Annotated in this window: 29 protein-coding genes; 1 reads left to right on the forward strand and 28 read right to left on the reverse strand. The window is 61.3% G+C overall.

All coding sequences use genetic code 11. The annotated features are described in order from the left end of the window. The 27 genes from secY to K9F62_01695 form a co-directional block, all read right to left on the reverse strand. Entirely contained in the window at nt 1–1,311 is a 1,311-nt protein-coding gene (gene secY, locus K9F62_01565) for a preprotein translocase subunit SecY (GenBank protein ID UJX41413.1), read from the reverse strand. A gap of 11 nt (nt 1,312–1,322) precedes the next feature. After that, the gene (gene rplO / locus K9F62_01570) at nt 1,323–1,799 is read right to left on the reverse strand and encodes a 50S ribosomal protein L15 (GenBank protein ID UJX41414.1); all 477 of its coding nucleotides are present in this window, start codon (nt 1,797–1,799) and stop codon (nt 1,323–1,325) included. Then, nucleotides 1,796–1,975, reverse strand: coding sequence for a 50S ribosomal protein L30 (rpmD, locus tag K9F62_01575; GenBank protein ID UJX41415.1), 180 nt, complete (start codon nt 1,973–1,975; stop codon nt 1,796–1,798). The genes rplO and rpmD overlap by 4 nt, the downstream gene beginning before the upstream one ends. Before the next feature lie 11 nt (nt 1,976–1,986). Beyond that, on the reverse strand, nt 1,987–2,481 hold the full coding sequence (rpsE, locus tag K9F62_01580) for a 30S ribosomal protein S5 (GenBank protein ID UJX41416.1): 495 nt from the start codon (nt 2,479–2,481) through the stop codon (nt 1,987–1,989). Nucleotides 2,482–2,500: 19 nt separating this feature from the next. Continuing rightward, nucleotides 2,501–2,860, reverse strand: a complete 360-nt coding sequence (rplR, locus tag K9F62_01585) for a 50S ribosomal protein L18 (GenBank protein UJX41417.1) — start codon at nt 2,858–2,860, stop codon at nt 2,501–2,503. Between the two features lie 9 nt (nt 2,861–2,869). After that, nucleotides 2,870–3,409 carry a 50S ribosomal protein L6 gene (gene rplF / locus K9F62_01590; GenBank protein ID UJX41418.1) on the reverse strand — a complete coding sequence of 180 codons (540 nt, stop codon included), beginning with the start codon at nt 3,407–3,409 and terminating at the stop codon, nt 2,870–2,872. A 25-nt stretch (nt 3,410–3,434) separates the two neighbouring features. Further along, nucleotides 3,435–3,818 (reverse strand): 30S ribosomal protein S8, encoded by a 384-nt coding sequence (gene rpsH / locus K9F62_01595; GenBank protein ID UJX41419.1) that lies wholly within the window; start codon nt 3,816–3,818, stop codon nt 3,435–3,437. Nucleotides 3,819–3,836: 18 nt separating this feature from the next. Further along, the gene (locus K9F62_01600; GenBank protein ID UJX41420.1) at nt 3,837–4,022 is read right to left on the reverse strand and encodes a type Z 30S ribosomal protein S14; all 186 of its coding nucleotides are present in this window, start codon (nt 4,020–4,022) and stop codon (nt 3,837–3,839) included. Nucleotides 4,023–4,033: 11 nt separating this feature from the next. Next, nucleotides 4,034–4,573, reverse strand: coding sequence for a 50S ribosomal protein L5 (rplE, locus tag K9F62_01605; protein UJX41421.1), 540 nt, complete (start codon nt 4,571–4,573; stop codon nt 4,034–4,036). Between the two features lie 17 nt (nt 4,574–4,590). Then, nucleotides 4,591–4,914, reverse strand: a complete 324-nt coding sequence (rplX, locus tag K9F62_01610) for a 50S ribosomal protein L24 (protein ID UJX41422.1) — start codon at nt 4,912–4,914, stop codon at nt 4,591–4,593. 28 nt (nt 4,915–4,942) lie between these two features. Next, a complete protein-coding gene (gene rplN / locus K9F62_01615; GenBank protein ID UJX41423.1) occupies nt 4,943–5,311 on the reverse strand; it encodes a 50S ribosomal protein L14 in 369 nt (122 codons plus the stop codon). Between the two features lie 10 nt (nt 5,312–5,321). After that, complete coding sequence (gene rpsQ, locus K9F62_01620; GenBank protein UJX41424.1) at nt 5,322–5,582, reverse strand: 30S ribosomal protein S17; 261 nt, start codon at nt 5,580–5,582, stop codon at nt 5,322–5,324. 12 nt (nt 5,583–5,594) lie between these two features. Beyond that, nucleotides 5,595–5,789 carry a 50S ribosomal protein L29 gene (gene rpmC, locus K9F62_01625; protein UJX41425.1) on the reverse strand — a complete coding sequence of 65 codons (195 nt, stop codon included), beginning with the start codon at nt 5,787–5,789 and terminating at the stop codon, nt 5,595–5,597. A 2-nt stretch (nt 5,790–5,791) separates the two neighbouring features. Further along, nucleotides 5,792–6,205, reverse strand: coding sequence for a 50S ribosomal protein L16 (gene rplP, locus K9F62_01630; protein UJX41426.1), 414 nt, complete (start codon nt 6,203–6,205; stop codon nt 5,792–5,794). After that, on the reverse strand, nt 6,205–6,846 hold the full coding sequence (rpsC, locus tag K9F62_01635; GenBank protein UJX41427.1) for a 30S ribosomal protein S3: 642 nt from the start codon (nt 6,844–6,846) through the stop codon (nt 6,205–6,207). The genes rplP and rpsC overlap by 1 nt, the downstream gene beginning before the upstream one ends. 10 nt (nt 6,847–6,856) lie before the next feature. Beyond that, a complete protein-coding gene (rplV, locus tag K9F62_01640) occupies nt 6,857–7,189 on the reverse strand; it encodes a 50S ribosomal protein L22 (GenBank protein UJX41428.1) in 333 nt (110 codons plus the stop codon). Between the two features lie 30 nt (nt 7,190–7,219). Beyond that, a complete protein-coding gene (gene rpsS, locus K9F62_01645; protein ID UJX41429.1) occupies nt 7,220–7,501 on the reverse strand; it encodes a 30S ribosomal protein S19 in 282 nt (93 codons plus the stop codon). 12 nt (nt 7,502–7,513) lie between these two features. Next, nucleotides 7,514–8,344, reverse strand: coding sequence for a 50S ribosomal protein L2 (gene rplB / locus K9F62_01650; protein ID UJX41430.1), 831 nt, complete (start codon nt 8,342–8,344; stop codon nt 7,514–7,516). Nucleotides 8,345–8,346: 2 nt separating this feature from the next. Further along, nucleotides 8,347–8,637 (reverse strand): 50S ribosomal protein L23, encoded by a 291-nt coding sequence (gene rplW / locus K9F62_01655; protein ID UJX41431.1) that lies wholly within the window; start codon nt 8,635–8,637, stop codon nt 8,347–8,349. Then, nucleotides 8,624–9,256, reverse strand: coding sequence for a 50S ribosomal protein L4 (gene rplD, locus K9F62_01660; protein ID UJX41432.1), 633 nt, complete (start codon nt 9,254–9,256; stop codon nt 8,624–8,626). The genes rplW and rplD overlap by 14 nt, the downstream gene beginning before the upstream one ends. A gap of 14 nt (nt 9,257–9,270) precedes the next feature. Then, nucleotides 9,271–9,903, reverse strand: a complete 633-nt coding sequence (rplC, locus tag K9F62_01665) for a 50S ribosomal protein L3 (GenBank protein UJX41433.1) — start codon at nt 9,901–9,903, stop codon at nt 9,271–9,273. A 12-nt stretch (nt 9,904–9,915) separates the two neighbouring features. Further along, nucleotides 9,916–10,233 (reverse strand): 30S ribosomal protein S10, encoded by a 318-nt coding sequence (gene rpsJ / locus K9F62_01670; GenBank protein UJX41434.1) that lies wholly within the window; start codon nt 10,231–10,233, stop codon nt 9,916–9,918. Between the two features lie 5 nt (nt 10,234–10,238). Further along, a complete protein-coding gene (gene tuf, locus K9F62_01675) occupies nt 10,239–11,432 on the reverse strand; it encodes an elongation factor Tu (GenBank protein ID UJX41435.1) in 1,194 nt (397 codons plus the stop codon). Between the two features lie 67 nt (nt 11,433–11,499). After that, complete coding sequence (gene fusA / locus K9F62_01680) at nt 11,500–13,572, reverse strand: elongation factor G (protein UJX41436.1); 2,073 nt, start codon at nt 13,570–13,572, stop codon at nt 11,500–11,502. 18 nt (nt 13,573–13,590) lie between these two features. After that, nucleotides 13,591–14,061, reverse strand: a complete 471-nt coding sequence (rpsG, locus tag K9F62_01685) for a 30S ribosomal protein S7 (GenBank protein UJX41437.1) — start codon at nt 14,059–14,061, stop codon at nt 13,591–13,593. A gap of 17 nt (nt 14,062–14,078) precedes the next feature. Then, complete coding sequence (gene rpsL, locus K9F62_01690; GenBank protein UJX41438.1) at nt 14,079–14,450, reverse strand: 30S ribosomal protein S12; 372 nt, start codon at nt 14,448–14,450, stop codon at nt 14,079–14,081. A 171-nt stretch (nt 14,451–14,621) separates the two neighbouring features. Beyond that, nucleotides 14,622–15,203 carry a porin family protein gene (locus K9F62_01695; protein ID UJX41439.1) on the reverse strand — a complete coding sequence of 194 codons (582 nt, stop codon included), beginning with the start codon at nt 15,201–15,203 and terminating at the stop codon, nt 14,622–14,624. A gap of 322 nt (nt 15,204–15,525) precedes the next feature. Here K9F62_01695 and K9F62_01700 point away from each other — a divergent pair, with 322 nt between their 5' ends. Then, nucleotides 15,526–15,810 carry a hypothetical protein gene (locus tag K9F62_01700; protein UJX41440.1) on the forward strand — a complete coding sequence of 95 codons (285 nt, stop codon included), beginning with the start codon at nt 15,526–15,528 and terminating at the stop codon, nt 15,808–15,810. Nucleotides 15,811–15,962: 152 nt separating this feature from the next. On the opposite strand, the gene K9F62_01705 is transcribed toward K9F62_01700, so the two are convergent. Further along, a complete protein-coding gene (locus tag K9F62_01705; GenBank protein ID UJX41441.1) occupies nt 15,963–17,114 on the reverse strand; it encodes a hypothetical protein in 1,152 nt (383 codons plus the stop codon). Nucleotides 17,115–17,131 lie beyond the last annotated feature (17 nt).

The raw sequence follows: 17,131 nt of genomic DNA on the forward strand, positions 1-17,131 counted from the left end.
CTACCTGCCCTTGATCCTCCCCTTCTGCATGAGACCCTCATACTGTCGGGAGATCAGATAGGACTCGATCTGCGACATGAAATCCATGGCAACGCCAACAACAATCAAAAGCGAGGTGCCGCCGAAGTAGAACGGCACGTTGAATTGCTGGATCATCACCATAGGCAACACGCAGACCACGGATATATAAAGTGAACCCCAAAGCGTGATGCGCGCCAGGACCTTGTCGATGAACTCCTTGGTCTTGGCCCCGGGCCGAATACCCGGAATAAACCCACCCTGCTTGCGGATATTTTCGGCAATATCGGCCGGATCAAAAATGATGGCCGTATAAAAGTAGCAAAAGAAGACGATCAGCGTCACGAAGATCACATTGTAGGTGATCGTCTGGGGGCTGAAAAAAGCGGCCACGGTTTTCAGCCACGGCACGCTGGAGAACTCGCCCAAGGTCGCCGGGAAAAGCAGGATGGAGGAGGCGAAAATGGGCGGAATCACGCCGGCGGTATTGACCCGAAGCGGCAGATGCGTGGTCTGCCCGCCGTACATTTTACGCCCTACCATGCGCTTGGCGTATTGGATGGGGATGCGCCGCTGCCCGCGCTCCATGAACACGATGGCGGCCAGGACGGCCAGCATCAGCACCACGATGAACAAAAGGACGAAGAGCGAAATCTCGCCGGCCTTGAGCAGATCGAAGGTGGACAGCACGGCCCGCGGCAACCCGGCCACGATACCGGCATAGATGATCATGGAGATGCCGTTGCCGATGCCCTTTTCGGTCATCAGCTCGCCAAGCCACATCAGGAAGATCGTGCCCGTGGTCAAGGTCAGGATGGTCATGAGGCGGAAGCTCCAGCCGGCCATGATGACCACTGGCGCGCCGGTCGGGCTGGCCATGCTCTCCAGGCCCACGGCAATGCCGAAGCCCTGGATGATGGTGATGAGCACCGTGCCGTAGCGGGTGTACTGGGTGATCTTCTTGCGCCCGGCAGCCCCCTCCTCCTTTTGCATCTTGGCCAGTTCGGGGCTGACCACGGTCAGCAACTGGATGATGATGGAGGAGGAGATGTAGGGCATGATCCCCAGGGCGAAGATGGAAAGGTTGCGCAAACCGCCGCCGGAGAACATATCGAAGAGGCCGAACAGGGTGTTCTTGGCGCTCTCGAAGAAATCCGCCAGCGCGGTCGAATCCACCCCCGGTACCGGCACATGCACACCGATACGGTAGATGGCCACCAGGAAAAACGTCCAGAGGAGCTTTTTTTTCAGCTCCGGCAGACGGGCCAGGTTCTCAACTCCGGTAAGTGCCACTGCAACTTCCGTTATGCTTCGGTTTCGGGTTCGGCTTCGGCGGCGCCGAGCATCACGGCCTTGCCGCCGGCAGCGGTGATCTTCTCGGCGGCCTTGGCGCTGAAGCGATGGGCCTCAACGGTCACGGCCGAGGAGACGTCACCCTGGCTCAGGATCTTCACCAACGCGCCCGCACTGGCCAGGCCACGCTCGTAAATGTCGTCCAGGCTGATCTCGGTCTTGCCCTCGAAAGCGCTCAAGAGCCGTTCCAGATTCAGCGGTTGATAGACGATCTTAAACTTGTAGTTCTTAAATCCCCGTTTGGGCAGCCGACGGGCCAAGGGCATCTGGCCGCCTTCGAACCAGGGGCGTTCGGAAACGCCCGCGCGGGCATTCTGGCCCTTGTTACCCTTGCCGGCGGTGCAACCCTGGCCGGTGGCGCGGCCGCGACCGATGCGCTTGCGGCTGACGCGCTCCTCGGGGAACGGATAGATCTCGTGGAGTTTCATGATTCGGTAACCTCAACCAGATGCTTGACCTTCGCGATCATGCCGAGCACGGTGTCGGACTTCTCGAAGGAACGTTCCTGCCGAATCTTTTTCAGCCCCAGCGCGGCCAGCGTGCCGCGCTGTTTGGGCGTATTGCCGAAGCGCCTTTTGAGCAGCTTGACGGTAATGGTAGCCATGGCGGTCTCCCTTATTTGCGCGGGGTGGCCAGAGCCTTGCCGCGCATGGCGCCGACGCTCTCGGCGCTGCGCAGCGAAGCCAGACCTTCCATGGTGGCGCGCAGGACATTGTGCGGGTTGTTGGTGCCGATGGCCTTGGTCAGGATGTCGTTGACGCCGCAGGCTTCCATGATCGCCCGCACCGGGCCGCCGGCGATGATGCCGGTACCCTTGGAAGCGGGTTTGAGCATGACGCGGCCGGCGCCGAACTGGCCAAGGACCTCGTAGGGCAACGTGCCGTCGAGCAGGGGAATGCTGATCATCCCCTTTCTGGCCTGCTCGGTGGCCTTGCGGATGGCCTCGGGGACCTCGTTGGCCTTGCCGAGTCCGCAGCCCACCGACCCCTTGCCGTCGCCGACGACGACCAGGGCGCTGAAGCTGAACCGACGGCCGCCTTTGACGACCTTGGCCACACGGTTGAGGTACACGATCTTTTCGATCTGTCCGAGCTCGGACTGTTGGTCCATGCCGTCATCCTTACGTCGATTAGAATTTGAGGCCGCCATCCCGGGCTCCGTCGGCAAGGGCTTTGATCCTGCCGTGGTAGATGTAGCCGCTTCGGTCAAAGACAACGGCTTCAATTTTGCGTTCCAGGGCCTTTTGCGCCAGATCCTTGCCGACCTTGGTAGCGGCTTCCTTGTCGGCCTTGAGCGGCACGTCGGCCTTGCCCAGGGTCAGGCTCGAGGAAGATACCAGGGTCTGGCCGGTGAGATCGTCGATCACCTGGGCATAGATGTGCCGGTTGGACCGGAACACAACCAGGCGGGGACGCTCGGCGCTGCCGACCAGCTTCTTGCGGATGCGGACTTTCCGGCGCGCACGCGCCAGGGTCTTGCTCATCTTCATGATGCGGTCCTATTTCTTGCCGCCGGACTTACCGGCCTTGCGGCGAATGGTTTCGGTCTCGTACTTGATGCCCTTGCCCTTGAACGGCTCGGGCGGACGCACACGGCGAATACGGGCGGCAGTCTCGCCGAGCAGCACCTTGTCGATGCCGGTCAGCGTGAGCTTGTTGCCCTCGACCTTGGCTTCGATGCCGGTCGGCAGTTTGAAGTCGACCGGATGCGAGTAGCCAACAGAAAGCGTCACGGTGTGGCCGGAGGTGGCGACCTTGTAGCCGACGCCGATGACTTCAAGGGTTTTGGTGAAGCCCTTGCTCACACCCTCGACCAGGTTGGCCAGAAGGGTGCGGCGCAGGCCGTGCTGGGCCCGGGCCAGGCGCGTGTCGTCCACACGGCTCACATGCACCTTGCCGGACTCGACCATGTATTCAATTTTCGGATGCGTGGGCGTGGACAGCTGGCCCTTGGGGCCCTTGACCATCACCGCTTCGGTAGCGACCTCCACGGACACGCCGGAAGGCAGCTCGATTTCGCGTTTTCCTATCCTGGACATGACATCTTCTCCGCGACTTGTCTTCTTACCAGATTTCGCACAGGAGCTCGCCGCCGACGTGGAGCTCCTGGGCCTTGCCGCCTTCCAGGATGCCCCTGGAAGTGGACAGGATGCTGATGCCCAGGCCATTTTGGACCTTGGGGATGGAGCCGGCGCCGACGTAGACACGGCGGCCAGGCTTGCTCACCCGCTTGAGTCCGGAGATGAGCGGCTTGCCGCCATCGTATTTCAAGTTGATGGACAAGGTGCTCTCGTTCACCGCGAAGTCGGCAATATAGCCTTCGTCCTTCAGGATGGCGGCGATAGAGGCCTTGAGTATCGAGGCCGGGATGGCCAATTCCGCATGCAGCGCGTGGTGCGCGTTACGAATGCGGGCCAGCATATCGGAAATGGGGTCGGTCACCGACATGGCGTCCTTCTCCTTAGCTTACCAGCTCGACTTGCGCACGCCCGGCATTTCGCCGGTCAGCGACATGTTACGGAAGCAAATACGGCACACGCCGTACTTACGCAAAAACGCCCTGGGACGACCGCAGATGGGACAGCGGTTATACGCTCTGGTTGAAAACTTCGGCTTGCGGCTGGCTTTCACCATCAAAGATTTGCGGGCCACGTCCGATCTCCTTACTTTTTAAACGGCATGCCGAGTTGGTCGAGGAACATCTTCCCCTCCTTGTCGGACTTCGCCGTCGTGACGATAGTGACGTTCATGCCCTTGACGTGTTCGACGCGATCCACGTTGATTTCCGGGAAAATCGTATGCTCCCGGATGCCGAGGGTGAAATTGCCGCGTCCGTCGAAGCCACGATCGGGCACGCCGCGAAAGTCGCGGACCCGGGGCAGCGCGAAGTTAATCAGTTTGTCAAGGAAATCCCACATGCGCATCCGGCGAAGAGTCACACGGCACCCCACCGGCATGCCCTCCCGGAGCTTAAACGCCGCGATGGACTTGCGGGCACGCGTCACAACGGCCTTCTGTCCCGAAATGGCGGTCAGCTCGACCACAGCTTCCTCAATGAGCTTGTTGTTATTGCCCGCTTCGCCCAAACCCATGTTGAGCGAAATGAAGGAAAGCCGGGGGATTTGCATGCTGGAAGTGTACCCGAACTCTTTTTTGAGCTCCGGGGCGATCTTCTCGGCATAAATTTGTTCCAGGCGGGTCATACCGTGTTCCTTTCTCCTCAAGCGATTTCGCGTCCGCACTTCTTGCAGAAGCGGACCTTTTTGCCGTCGACGGTTTCTTTGTAACCGATCTTGGCAGGTTTAGCGCAACCGTCACACAGAAAAGCCACATTGGAGATGTCCAAGGGCGCTTCCTTCTCGACGATCCCGCCGGGAATCTTGGCGTAGGGATTGGCCTTGGTGTGGCGCTTGACCATGTTCACCTTTTCCACCAGCACGGCATTCTTCTTGGGCAGAATCTTGAGCACCTTGCCCACCTTGCCCTTGTCCTTGCCGGTGGTGACCATCACCTTGTCGTTTTTACGAATCCGATACGTTTTCATGGCGTCCTCGATGGCGCGGGGCGGTGTCCTAGAGGACTTCCGGCGCCAGCGACACGATTTTCATGAAGTTTTTCTGACGCAGCTCGCGGGCTACCGGTCCGAAGATACGGGTGCCGACAGGTTCGAGCTGGGCCGACAGCAGCACGGCCGAGTTGTTGTCGAACTTGATGAAGGATCCGTCGGGCCGCCCCACTTCTTTCTTGGTGCGCACCACAACAGCCTTCATCACCGCGCCCTTTTTCACCTTGGAATTGGGCAGGGCGTCCTTCACGGCCACCACAATGATGTCGCCCACCGAGGCGTAACGACGACGCGAGCCGCCGAGCACCTTGATGCAGCTGACCTTCTTGGCGCCGGAATTGTCCGCCACGTCGAGCTGGGTTTCTACCTGGATCATGGCCTTGCTCCTAAACCGCTTTTTCCATGATTTTCACGAGATGCCAGCGCTTACGGGCAGACAGCGGGCGATGCTCGATGATGCTGACCATATCGCCGACGCCGCAATCATTTTGCGGATCGTGGGCCATGAACTTTTTCCGACGACGAATGTACTTCTTAAACAACGGATGCTTGACCAAGGTCTCGACCATGACCGTGATGGTCTTGTCGGCCTTGTCGGAAACGACGACGCCGGTCAGCACCCGGCGGTTGCTCTTATGTTCTTCCATGGCGAACCCCAGTTAGGCTTGGCGCTTTTTTTCGTTTTGCACGGTCAGGATGCGCGCGATATCCTTACGCACCTGACGCAGGCGATGCGTCTTTTCCAGCTGGGCGGTGGCGTGCTGGAAACGCAGCTTGAAGAGCTCCTCGCGGGACTCGCCAAGCTTTTGGGCCAAGCCGTTTCCGTCGAGTTCACGCAGTTCGGCGGTCTTCATGGCTAAATGCCCTCCTTGGCCACGATCTTGGTCTTGATCGGCAGCTTGTGCTGGGCACGGGTCAAGGCTGCCTTGGCCGTTTCCAGATCAACGCCCTTGATCTCATAGAGCATGCGACCGGGCTTGACCGGAGCAAACCAGCCCACGGGCGCGCCTTTGCCTTTACCTTGACGGACTTCGGCCGGCTTTTCCGTCTTGACGCGATCCGGGAAGACGCGAATCCAGACCTTCCCGCCGCGCTTGATGTGCCGCATGATGGCGACACGGGCGGCCTCGATCTGCTGGCTGGTCAGCTTGCCGTGCTCCAGGGCCTTGATGCCGATATCACCAAAGTCGATGGAGGCGCCTTTGGTGGCCGGACCGCGCAGGCGGCCCTTCTGCATCTTGCGATACTTGGTTTTCTTGGGAGCCAACATTACGCTTCCACCTCATGATCAAGAATCTCGCCTTTGAAAATCCAGACCTTGACCCCGATGACGCCGTAGGTCGTCTTGGCGATGGCAAAGCCGTAGTCGATGTCGGCGCGCAGGGTCTGCAGCGGCACGCGGCCGTCGCGGTACCATTCGGAGCGGGCGATTTCCGCCCCGGCCAGGCGGCCGGCACAGGAAACCTTGATGCCCTCGGCGCCGAACTTGCGCGAAAGGCCGACCGTGCGCTTCATGGCCCGGCGGAAGGCCACACGACGCTCCAACTGCAGGGCGATGTTCTCGGCCACCAGCTGGGAATCGATCTCCGGACGGCGGATCTCGTTGACCTCGACCGTGAATTCACGGCCGAAGCGCTGCTTGAGATCGCCGCGGACCTTCTCGATCTCCGTGCCCTTGCGGCCGATGACGATGCCGGGGCGGGCGGTGTGGATGATCAGGCGGATCTTGCCCCCGGCCCGTTCGATCTCGATTTTGGAAATTCCGGCGTGGTACAGGTTCTTTTTAACGAACTTGCGAATATTGTTGTCCTCGAAAACGAACGCGGGATAATCCTTTTTGGAAAACCAGCGGGACAGCCAATTCTTGTTGTACCCGAGCCGGAACCCGTAGGGATGTACTTTCTGGCCCATAGTGTCGCTCCTAGTTCTCGGCCACGACGACGGTGATATGGCTCGTGCGCTTGACGATCCTAAAGGCGCGGCCCATGGAGCGCGTCATGATGCGCTTCCAGGTCGGCCCGGGATTGACGATCACCTGTTTGACCGTGAGGTTGTCGATGTCAACACCCGAAATCTGCTCGGCATTGGCCACGGCCGAACCTAAGACTTTACCGATGAGCTTGGCCGACTTCTTGGGTGTGAACTTCAGTATATTCATGGCCTCCTCAACCGGACGGCCAAGAATGTTGGCGGCAACGAGCCGCGCCTTCTGGGGCGACACGCGGATGAATTTGGCTCTCGCTTTGGCTTCCATGGCTTTATCCCGGCCGGGAACGATCCCCGGCTACTTTTTCACTTTGCTTTTCTTGTCCGCGGCATGGCCGTGGAAGGTCCGCGTGGGGGCGAACTCGCCAAGCTTGTGGCCGACCATGTTCTCGGAAACGAACACCGGGATGAACTTCTTGCCGTTGTGGACGGCGAAGGTGAGCCCCACCATCTCGGGCAGGATCATGGACCGGCGCGACCACGTCTTGATCACATGGCGGTCCTTGTTCTCCACGGCGTAGGCGACCTTTTTTTCCAGGTGCCCGTCGACGAACGGGCCTTTTTTCAGCGAACGAGGCATAGGCTAATCCCCTTACTTTTGTCCGCGCCGCTTGACGATGAGCTTGGACGAGGGCTTTTTCTTGTTTCTGGTCTTGTAGCCCTTGGTCGGCTTGCCCCACGGAGTGACCGGGTGGCGGCCGCCAGAACTTTTGCCCTCGCCGCCGCCCAGCGGATGGTCGACGGGGTTCATGGCCACGCCGCGGACCTTGGGGCGGTTGCCCAGCCAGCGGTTGCGCCCGGCCTTGCCGATGGAAATATTCTCGTGCATCACGTTGCCGACCTGGCCGACGGTGGCCAGGCAGGTGGCCAGGATGTTGCGCACTTCGCCCGAGGGCAGACGCAACAGGGCATACTTGCCCTCCTTGGCCACGAGCTGGGCGTAGGTGCCGGCGGCGCGGCAGATCTGCCCACCCCGGCCCGGGGTCAGCTCGATGTTGTGCAAAAGGGTACCGACCGGGATCTTCTTGAGCTCCAGCGCATTGCCGGGCTTGATGTCCGAGCCGTCACCGGCGCTCACCTGATCGCCGACGGAAATCCCAACCGGCGCCAAAATGTAACGCTTCTCACCATCGGCGTAATGCAAAAGCGCGATACGGGCGCTACGGTTCGGGTCATACTCCACGGAAAACACCGTGGCCGGCACGCCGAACTTGTCGCGCTTGAAGTCGATGATGCGGTAGACGCGCTTGTTACCGCCGCCCCGACGCCGCGAAGTGATCCGGCCATAGCAGTTGCGGCCGGAAGCGCGGGGAAGTCCCTCGCACAGGGACCGTTCGGGCTCGGTCCGGGTGATCTCCTCGAAGGTGGAGACCGTCTGGAACCGCCGACCGGGCGACGTGGGCTTAAGCTTGCGGATGGACATGACTAAACCCCTTCGAAGAACTCTATTTTATCACCCTGCGCCAGGGTCACGTAGGCTTTTTTGTAGCCCGGGATGCGTCCCGTCACCTTGCCCATGCGCGAGCGGGCCAGCGGACGGCGCCGAACGACCCGGACGGAATCGACCTTGACCGAAAAAGCCTTTTCCACGGCCCGGGCGATCTCGATCTTGTTCGCCTCGGGATGGACGAAAAAAACCACCTGGTTGGCGGCGTCCTTCACCATCGTGGCCTTTTCGGAAACCAGGGGCCGCAAAAGGATGTTAGCGTACTCCATGACCGAGCCTCTCCTGGACCTTCAGGGCCGCGTCCTTGACCATGACCAGATGCTCGTAGCGCAGGACGTCGTACACGTTGAGCATGTCCTCCCGGACCACTTTGATGCCGGGAAGGTTTCTGGCGGAAAGCTCGAGATTGTTATCCGAAGCGGGCAGAACAATCAAGGCTTTTTTCAGTCCGAAATCCGTGGTCACCTTGGCCATGTGCTTGGTCTTGACCTCGGGCACGGAAAGGGCGTCCACCAGGACCAGGGAATCGTCGCCCAGCTTGGCCGACAGGGCCATGCGCAGGGCGAGCAGGCGTACCTTGCGGTTGACCTTGAAGGAGTAGTCCCGGGGCTGGGGCCCGTGCACGACGGCGCCGCCGCGCCAGATGGGCGAGCGGGTGGAGCCGGCGCGGGCACGACCGGTGCCTTTCTGGCGCCAGGGCTTCTTGCCGCCGCCGCGGACGGTGCTGCGGGTTTTGACACTGTGCGTGCCGGCGCGCTTGGCAGCGAGCTGGGCGCGCACGACCAGATGCAGCAACTCGGGCTGCACTTCGACTTCAAAGACCTCGGGGGCCAGCTCGACATCGCCGATTTCCTGGCGGCCCTGGTCATAGAGTTTTACGTTTGCCATGGCGTTTTATCCCGTTATCCCTGCTTGCGCACCAGGACCACGCAGTTGCGCGGCCCGGGGACCTGGCCTTTGACCAGGATCAGGTTCATTTCCGGGCGCACGTCCACGACCTGGATGCCCGACACCGTAACGGTGCGTGCGCCCATGTGGCCGGCCATGTGTTTGCCTTTCATGACCTTGCCCGGTTCGGTGTTGTTGCCGATGGAACCGCCAGAGCGGTGGGCTTTCTCCGTACCATGGGTCTTTTTGAGACCCTTGAAGTTCCAGCGCTTCATCACGCCGGCGAAGCCCTTGCCGATGGAGGTGCCCGTCACTTTGACGACCTCGCCCGGGGCGAAGATGTCCACCGTGACGTCCATGCCCAGCTCGAAAGCGGCCGGGCCGTCGCAGCGCAGCTCACGAAGCGTACGGAAGTAGCCGCGACCGGCCTTGTCCATATGCCCCTTGGCGGGCTTGGTTACCTTGCGTTCCGGGATCGTGTCGAACCCGATCTGCATGGCGTTGTATCCGTCTTTTTCCTCGGTTTTCACCTGGGTGACGGGGCAGGGTCCGGCCTCAATGACCGTGACCGGAATGATCGAACCATCATCGCCGAAAACCCGGGTCATGCCCAGTTTACGGCCGAGAATTCCAAGCGTGGCAGCCATGCCGACCTTCCCTTAGAGCTTGATTTCCACGTCAACACCGGCGGGCAGGCTCAGCTTGCCAAGCGCGTCCACCGTCTGCTGCGTGGGCTCCATAATGTCCAAAAGACGTTTGTGAACCCGCATCTCGAACTGCTCGCGGGACTTCTTGTCCACGTGCACGGAGCGGTTGACCGTGACCTTGTTGATATCCGTGGGCAGCGGGATCGGCCCGGCAACGCCGGCGCCGGTATTGCGCGCGGTATCCACGATCTCGGCCACCGCTTTGTCCAGGATGCGGTAGTCGTAGGCCTTAAGCTTAATGCGAATGCGATCGTTTTGCATGGAAACCATGATATTTACTCCACGATTTCCGACACGACGCCAGCACCGACGGTCCGGCCGCCTTCGCGAATGGCGAAGCGCAGGCCCTTCTCCATGGCGATGGGGGCGATCAGCTCCACGTTGAACGTGGCGTTGTCGCCGGGCATCACCATTTCGACGCCCTCGGCCAGGGTCACGACGCCCGTGATGTCGGTCGTGCGGAAATAGAACTGGGGACGGTAGCCAGTGAAAAACGGGGTGTGGCGGCCGCCCTCTTCCTTGTTGAGAACGTAGACCTCGCCCTTGAACTTGCGGTGCGGGGTGATGGTGCCGGGCTTGGCCAGAACCTGGCCGCGCACGACATCGTCGCGTTTGACACCGCGCAGCAGCACGCCGACGTTGTCGCCGGCCTGGCCCTGGTCGAGGATCTTACGAAACATTTCGACGCCGGTGCAGGTGGTCTTGACCGTGTCCTTGATGCCGACGATCGCCACTTCGTCGCCCACGGTGATGATGCCGCGCTCGACACGACCGGTGACGACGGTGCCGCGACCGGAGATGGAGAACACGTCCTCGATGGGCATGAGGTACGGCTTGTCAATGTCGCGCTTGGGCTCGGGAATGTAGGTGTCGCAGGCGTCAAGCAGCTCGAAGATCGGCTTGGCGTCCGGGCTGTCCGGGCCTTCGGCCTCAAGGGCCTTCAGGGCCGAACCCTTGATGATCGGGATGTCGTCGCCCGGGAAACCGTACTTGGTGAGCAGCTCGCGCACTTCGAGCTCGACGAGTTCGAGCAGTTCGGGGTCGTCGACCAGGTCGACCTTGTTCATGAAGACGACGAGCTGGGGCACGCCGACCTGACGGGCGAGCAGGATGTGCTCACGGGTCTGGGGCATGGGGCCGTCGGTTGCGGCCACCACCAGGATGCCGCCGTCCATCTGGGCCGCGCCGGTGATCATGTTCTTGATGTAGTCGGCGTGACCGGGGCAGTCGACGTGAGCGTAATGCCGCTTTTCGGTCTCGTACTCGACGTGGGCCGTGGCAATGGTGATGCCGCGTTCCTTTTCCTCGGGGGCCTTGTCGATCTGATCGAAAGGAACGTATTCGCCAAAGCCCTTGAGGCTGGCCAGACGCGTGATGGCGGCCGTCAGCGTGGTCTTGCCGTGGTCGATGTGCCCGATGGTACCGATGTTTACGTGCGGCTTTTTCCGCTCGAATTTCGCCTTGCCCATGTCGTCCCCCTGAACATCCGCGCTTGCGGATCGTTAATGTTCCACCTCGCCCGTCTCGTCACGGGCGTTATTTCTTCTTCATTATTTCCTCGGCCAAAGCGGCCGGGACCTTCTCGTAGTGGTCGAACTGCATGCTGAAGGTGGCCCGTCCCTGCGACTTGGAGCGCAGGTCCGTGGCGTACCCGAACATGGACGACAGGGGCACGTGGGCGGTGATGATCTGAGAGCCGGCCCGGGAGTCCATCTTGGCGATGCGGCCACGACGGCCGTTCAAGTCGCCCATGACGTCGCCCATATATTCTTCCGGAGTAACCACTTCCACGGCCATGATCGGCTCGAGCAGCACGGGGGAGGCTTTCTGCACAGCCTCCTTGAAGCACTGGGAGGCGCAGATGAAAAACGCCTGCTCCGAGGAGTCGACTTCGTGGTAGGAGCCAAAGACCAGCTTGGCCCGGACGTCCACCAGGGGGAAGCCGGCGATCACGCCGCCTTTCATGGCATTCTGGATGCCTTTGTCAACAGCCGGAACATATTCCTTGGGAATGACGCCGCCCACGATCTTGTTGACGAACTCGTAGCCGCCGTCTTCCTTGGGCTCGATTTCCAGCACCACATGGCCGTACTGGCCGCGGCCACCGGTCTGCTTGACGTAGCGCAGATCGTTCTTGATCGCCTTGGTGATGGTCTCACGGTAGGCGACCTGGGGCGCGCCGACGTTGGCGTTGACGCCGAATTCGCGCATGAGGCGGTCGACGATGATCTCCAGGTGCAGCTCACCCATGCCGGCGATGAGCGTCTGGCCCGACTCCTCGTCGGACTTGACGCGGAAGGACGGATCCTCCTTGGCCAGCTTGCCGAGCGCCTGGGACAGCGTGTCGCGGTCGGCCTTGGTCTTGGGCTCGATGGCGACCTCGATGACGGGCTCGGGGATGCTCAGCGATTCCAGGGCCACGGGGCGGTTTTCCGCGCACAGCGTGTCGCCGGTGGAGGTGATCTTCATGCCCACGGCGGCCACGATGTCGCCGGCGTCGGCGGACTTGATCTCCTCACGCTTGTTGGCGTGCATCTTGAGCAGACGGCCGATGCGTTCCTTCTTGCCGGTGTTGGCGTTAAGGACCGTCATGCCGGTCTCGATACGACCGGAGTAGAGGCGCAGAAACGTCAGGTGGCCGATGAACGGGTCGCTCATGAGCTTGAAGGCCAAAGCGGCAAGAGGCGCGTCCACGTCGCACGGGCACTCGATGAGCTTTTCCTCGTTGTCCGGATCGTGGCCCTGCATGGGCGGGATATCGAGGGGCGAAGGCAGGAAGTCGACCACCGCGTCGAGCAGGGGCTGCACGCCCTTGTTCTTGAACGCCGAGCCGCACAGCACAGGACAGATGGCCAGCTTGATGGTGGCCTTGCGGATGCCGGCGATCAGGTCCTCGGGGGTGAGCTCCTCGCCGCCAAGATACTTCTCCATGAGGACCTCGTCCTCTTCGGCGATGGACTCGACCATGTGCTGATGCAGCTCTTCGTAGCGCTCCATCAACTCGGCCGGGATGTCCTTGTAGACATACTCCTTGCCGAGGGACTCGGTGTCGAAATAGACGGCCTTGCCCTGGATCATATCCACCACGCCCTGGAAATTCTCTTCGGAGCCGATGGGGATTTGCAGGGGCACGGGCTTGGCGCCCAGGCGGTCGCGGATCATGTCGACGCAACGGAAGAAGTCGGCGCCGACGCGGTCCATCTTGTTGACAAAGCTCATGCGGGGCACGCGGTAGCGCTCAGCCTGCCGCCAGACCGTTTCGGACTGGGGTTCGACGCCGGAAACGGCATCGAACACGGCGACCGCCCCGTCGAGGACACGCAAGGACCGCTCCACCTCGATGGTAAAATCCACGTGGCCGGGCGTGTCGATGATGTTGATGCGATGATCGCGCCAGTAGCAAGTGGTGGCGGCGGAAGTGATCGTAATGCCGCGCTCCTGCTCTTGGACCATCCAGTCCATGGTGGCCTGGCCATCATGGACTTCGCCAATCTTGTGCGACACCCCGGTGTAATAGAGAATACGTTCGGTGGTGGTCGTCTTTCCGGCATCGATGTGGGCCATGATGCCGATATTGCGTTGCCGCTCAATGGGTACAGTCTTAGACACGACGCTATCCTTGTGCGACTACCACCGGTAATGGGCAAACGCCTTGTTAGCGTCGGCCATGCGGTGCGTATCCTCTTTCTTTTTCACGGCTCCGCCGCGATTATGATAGGCATCCAGCAGCTCGCCGGACAACTTCTCCGCCATGCCCTTCTCGCCCCGGGACCGGGCGTTGCCCACCAGCCAGCGCAGGGCCAGGGTGAGCTGTCGCTCGGGCCGGACTTCCATGGGCACCTGATAGGTGGCACCACCGACCCGGCGGGGTTTGACTTCCATGTGGGGCTTGACGTTGGCCACGGCCTTCTCGAAAGCCTTGAGCGGGTCTTCACCGGACTTCTCGGCCAGCACGTCCACGGCCTGATAGAAAAGTCCCTCGGCCACGCCCCTCTTTCCGTCGTACATCAGACGGTTGATGAACTTGGTCACCAGGTGACTGCCGAACTTGGGATCGGGCAGCACCGAACGCTTGGAAACCGGACCTTTACGCGGCATACGCGTCTCTCCTTAACTTACTTGGGCCGCTTGGCGCCGTACTTGGAACGGCCCTGGCGACGATCGGCAACGCCGGCTGTGTCGAGCGTGCCACGAATAATATGATACCGGACGCCGGGAAGGTCTTTGACGCGGCCGCCCCGGATCATCACCACAGAGTGTTCCTGCAGGTTGTGGCCCTCGCCCGGAATGTAAGAGGTCACCTCGATGCCGTTGGTCAGGCGCACACGGGCGACCTTGCGCAAAGCCGAGTTCGGCTTTTTCGGCGTGGTGGTGTACACACGGGTGCACACTCCCCGTCGCTGCGGGCAGGCTTGCAGGGCGGGCGTCTTGCGACGCTTGGTCACCTGGGCCCGCGCCTTGCGAATAAGCTGGTTGATCGTGGGCATAGCCGTCTCCGTTCAAAAAAATCGTAGTGTATGGCAAAGACAGAGGCATATAGACCCATCACCAACCCGTGTCAAGCGGCGATGGGACTCACCATGAAAAAAACAGGCCCTCTCGCCCGATGGTGGGCGGGAGGGCCTGCCTTGTTACCCTAGTTGGCGACGTTTGTCAGCCTAGAATGTGATGCGGATTCCGGCATGACCGCCCCAGGCGTCCAGGCCGTGATCGTCGAAGCCGATGCGCTGGTAGCGTCCAACCAGCTCGAAGGCCACATTCTGGGTCATGGCCACGGAGAAGCCCACGTCCACAGGCAGGGTCGGGTTGCTGTACTGGCCTTGACCACCGTTGCGGTAATAGGGGATGCGGTCGTTGGAGAACAGGCCGCCGATACCGGTTCCGATGAAAAAGGCCGCCTTGTCCGTGTGCACCGGGTAGAAGCGCACCAGGGCGTTGGCGCCAAAAGCCCAGGGATTCTTCTCGTAGCCGCGGTAATTCGTGCCTTCCTTCTTCTGGTCGAACGAATAGGCCAGGGCCTCAGCGCCGATCGACAGGCCGTCCATGATGAAATACCCGCCGCTGGCGCCGAAGGTAATAATCGAGTTCACCTGCTTCTGACTCGTTCCGTAGACGCCGAATTCAGGCGTCACATAAAACGTCCCCGCTTCGCCGATGGCGAAGGACCGGGCCGGCAGCACCGCCAGACCGAGCATGGCGGCCATAAAAAGCACCAGTATCTTTTGCAGTCGCGCGTTCATGGCCTTCCTCCTTGAACAAATACTCTTTAAGCGTTTCTTCCCGTTGGCGAAACCCTCCATGCGCGTCCCCCGGGTGCCTTCACAAGCGGTTCGCCTCGCATGGTCCGTCTGGAGTAAGTCATAAGTCGCCTTGGGAACTTGGAAAGGGGTCGGGACCTTTTTCCCTCTTCGGGAAGGGTTTCTCGCCCGGACTTTCTACCCGACCGCTTCATAGCAGACGGTCGTCAGCCCGGCAAGAGATGTTACAGCCGCCTGAAAATCTTGCTCTCTTTGCGCCCTTCCGGTATCTTTCAGGCCTCACTCGCAGCCTGAGGAGGACGACGTGGAGACAAAAAAACCCTTCGGGGTGGACCTGGAAGAACAGCTGGCCAAGTACAAGGACAAAATCGAGGAGGCGCGCCAGGAAGCCCGGGGCAAGGGGCCGGATTATTTCGACCGCTGGACCGGGGAGCTCGAGCACATGCTCGATACCTACGACAAGGCCCGCTACAAGCTGACGCTTTTGCGCAAAGGCGGCGGCGACGCCCTGGCCGAATTGCGCGAGGGGTTCGAGTCCGCGCTTTCCGACCTCAAGGCGGCCCTGACCCGGGCCAAAAACAAATTTTAGGACGGCGCTGCCAAGCCCCCTCTTCGCAGACCGGCCTTCCCCCGCCGTCTCCTTCCCGCTTTCCTCCCTGTTCAAACGCAAAAGGGCGACCGCCAGGTCGCCCTTTTGTCTGCCCGGGAGAAGCGCCCTTCCCCCGATGGACCGCTTCGGCCCTAGGCTTCCACGGACAGGCTCCCGCTTCCTGAATCGGAACCCGCCTGCGATTGCCCGGAACCGTAGCGGCTTGCGCCATAGCGCTGGAGGTATTGGCCGGTGATGTCGGCCAGGCTTTCCGCATCGGGCTTATTCGAGCCGTAGCTGCTGCCCTTGGCCGAGTTCGAAAAGGGGATGTCCTTGGTCTTTTGGCTTACAATTTTGCCATCGGCGTCCGTGACCGTAATGGTCTCCTGCATGCTCTCGGAAGTGAACGTCGTGGTCACCGTGGTCGTGGTGCCGCCCTTGTCGCCGCCGGAGGACGACGTACCGGAGGCCGCGGAACCGCCTGACGCGTTTTCGGAGCTCGAGTCGCTTTTGGTGCTCGACGCGCCTTCGGAGCTCGACGCGGTCTCGGCCGAGGCGACGGTCTTGGCCGGCGACGTGGTCGAGGTCGTGGAGGACAGCAGGTTGCCGTCGGCGTCGTAGTTTTCGCTTTCGGTCACGGAACCGCCGTCCGGCCCGTTTCGGGTGACGGAGCTGGTGACGCTGCCGTCGGCGGCGGCGAGGTGGGTGCGGCGTTCCAGGACGTTGCCATCGCCATTGGTGAGGATGTCCGTGACCTTGAAGCCGTTGTCCGTGTTCTCGCCGGTGAGGGTCCGGGTGGACGTGTTGCCCCCCGGGTCGGTCATGGTCATGACCGTGTTGAATGTGCCGTCGGCGTTTTCGGTCGTCTTTTCAGTGCCGACCACCTTGCCTTCGGCATTGGTCATGGTGACGTTGCGCGTGGTGCTGCCGTCGTCATTTTTGGTTTCGGTCGCGCTGCGGGTCAGTTCGGGCTTGTCAGCCCCTTGCATGGAGGGGGATGGCGGCATGCCGGCTTCCCCCGACGCCTCGTCCTGGCCGGACGCGGTAAGGGAACCGGTTTCCATATCATAGGACAATCCGTTGCCGTTGAGAAGCGCGGTAAGGATGTCGTTGAAGCTTCCGACGGAGCTGGTCGTGGACGCGGAGGCGTCGGAAGAAGTTGCCGACGTGCCGTCGGTGGCGTCGCTTCCCTGCGACAGGAGACTCAGGATGGACGACTGGCTGGAACGGGTCTGCCCGTAGCTGGCAAGCAACTGCTGGAGCCAATTGTTGCCGGATGATTGCCCAATGGACTGGACGCTCATGCCATACCTCCGGGGGG

Origin of the sequence: Desulfovibrio sp. JY, from assembly GCA_021730285.1 — a bacterium.
In the GTDB taxonomy this organism is placed as follows: Bacteria; Desulfobacterota; Desulfovibrionia; order Desulfovibrionales; family Desulfovibrionaceae; genus Solidesulfovibrio.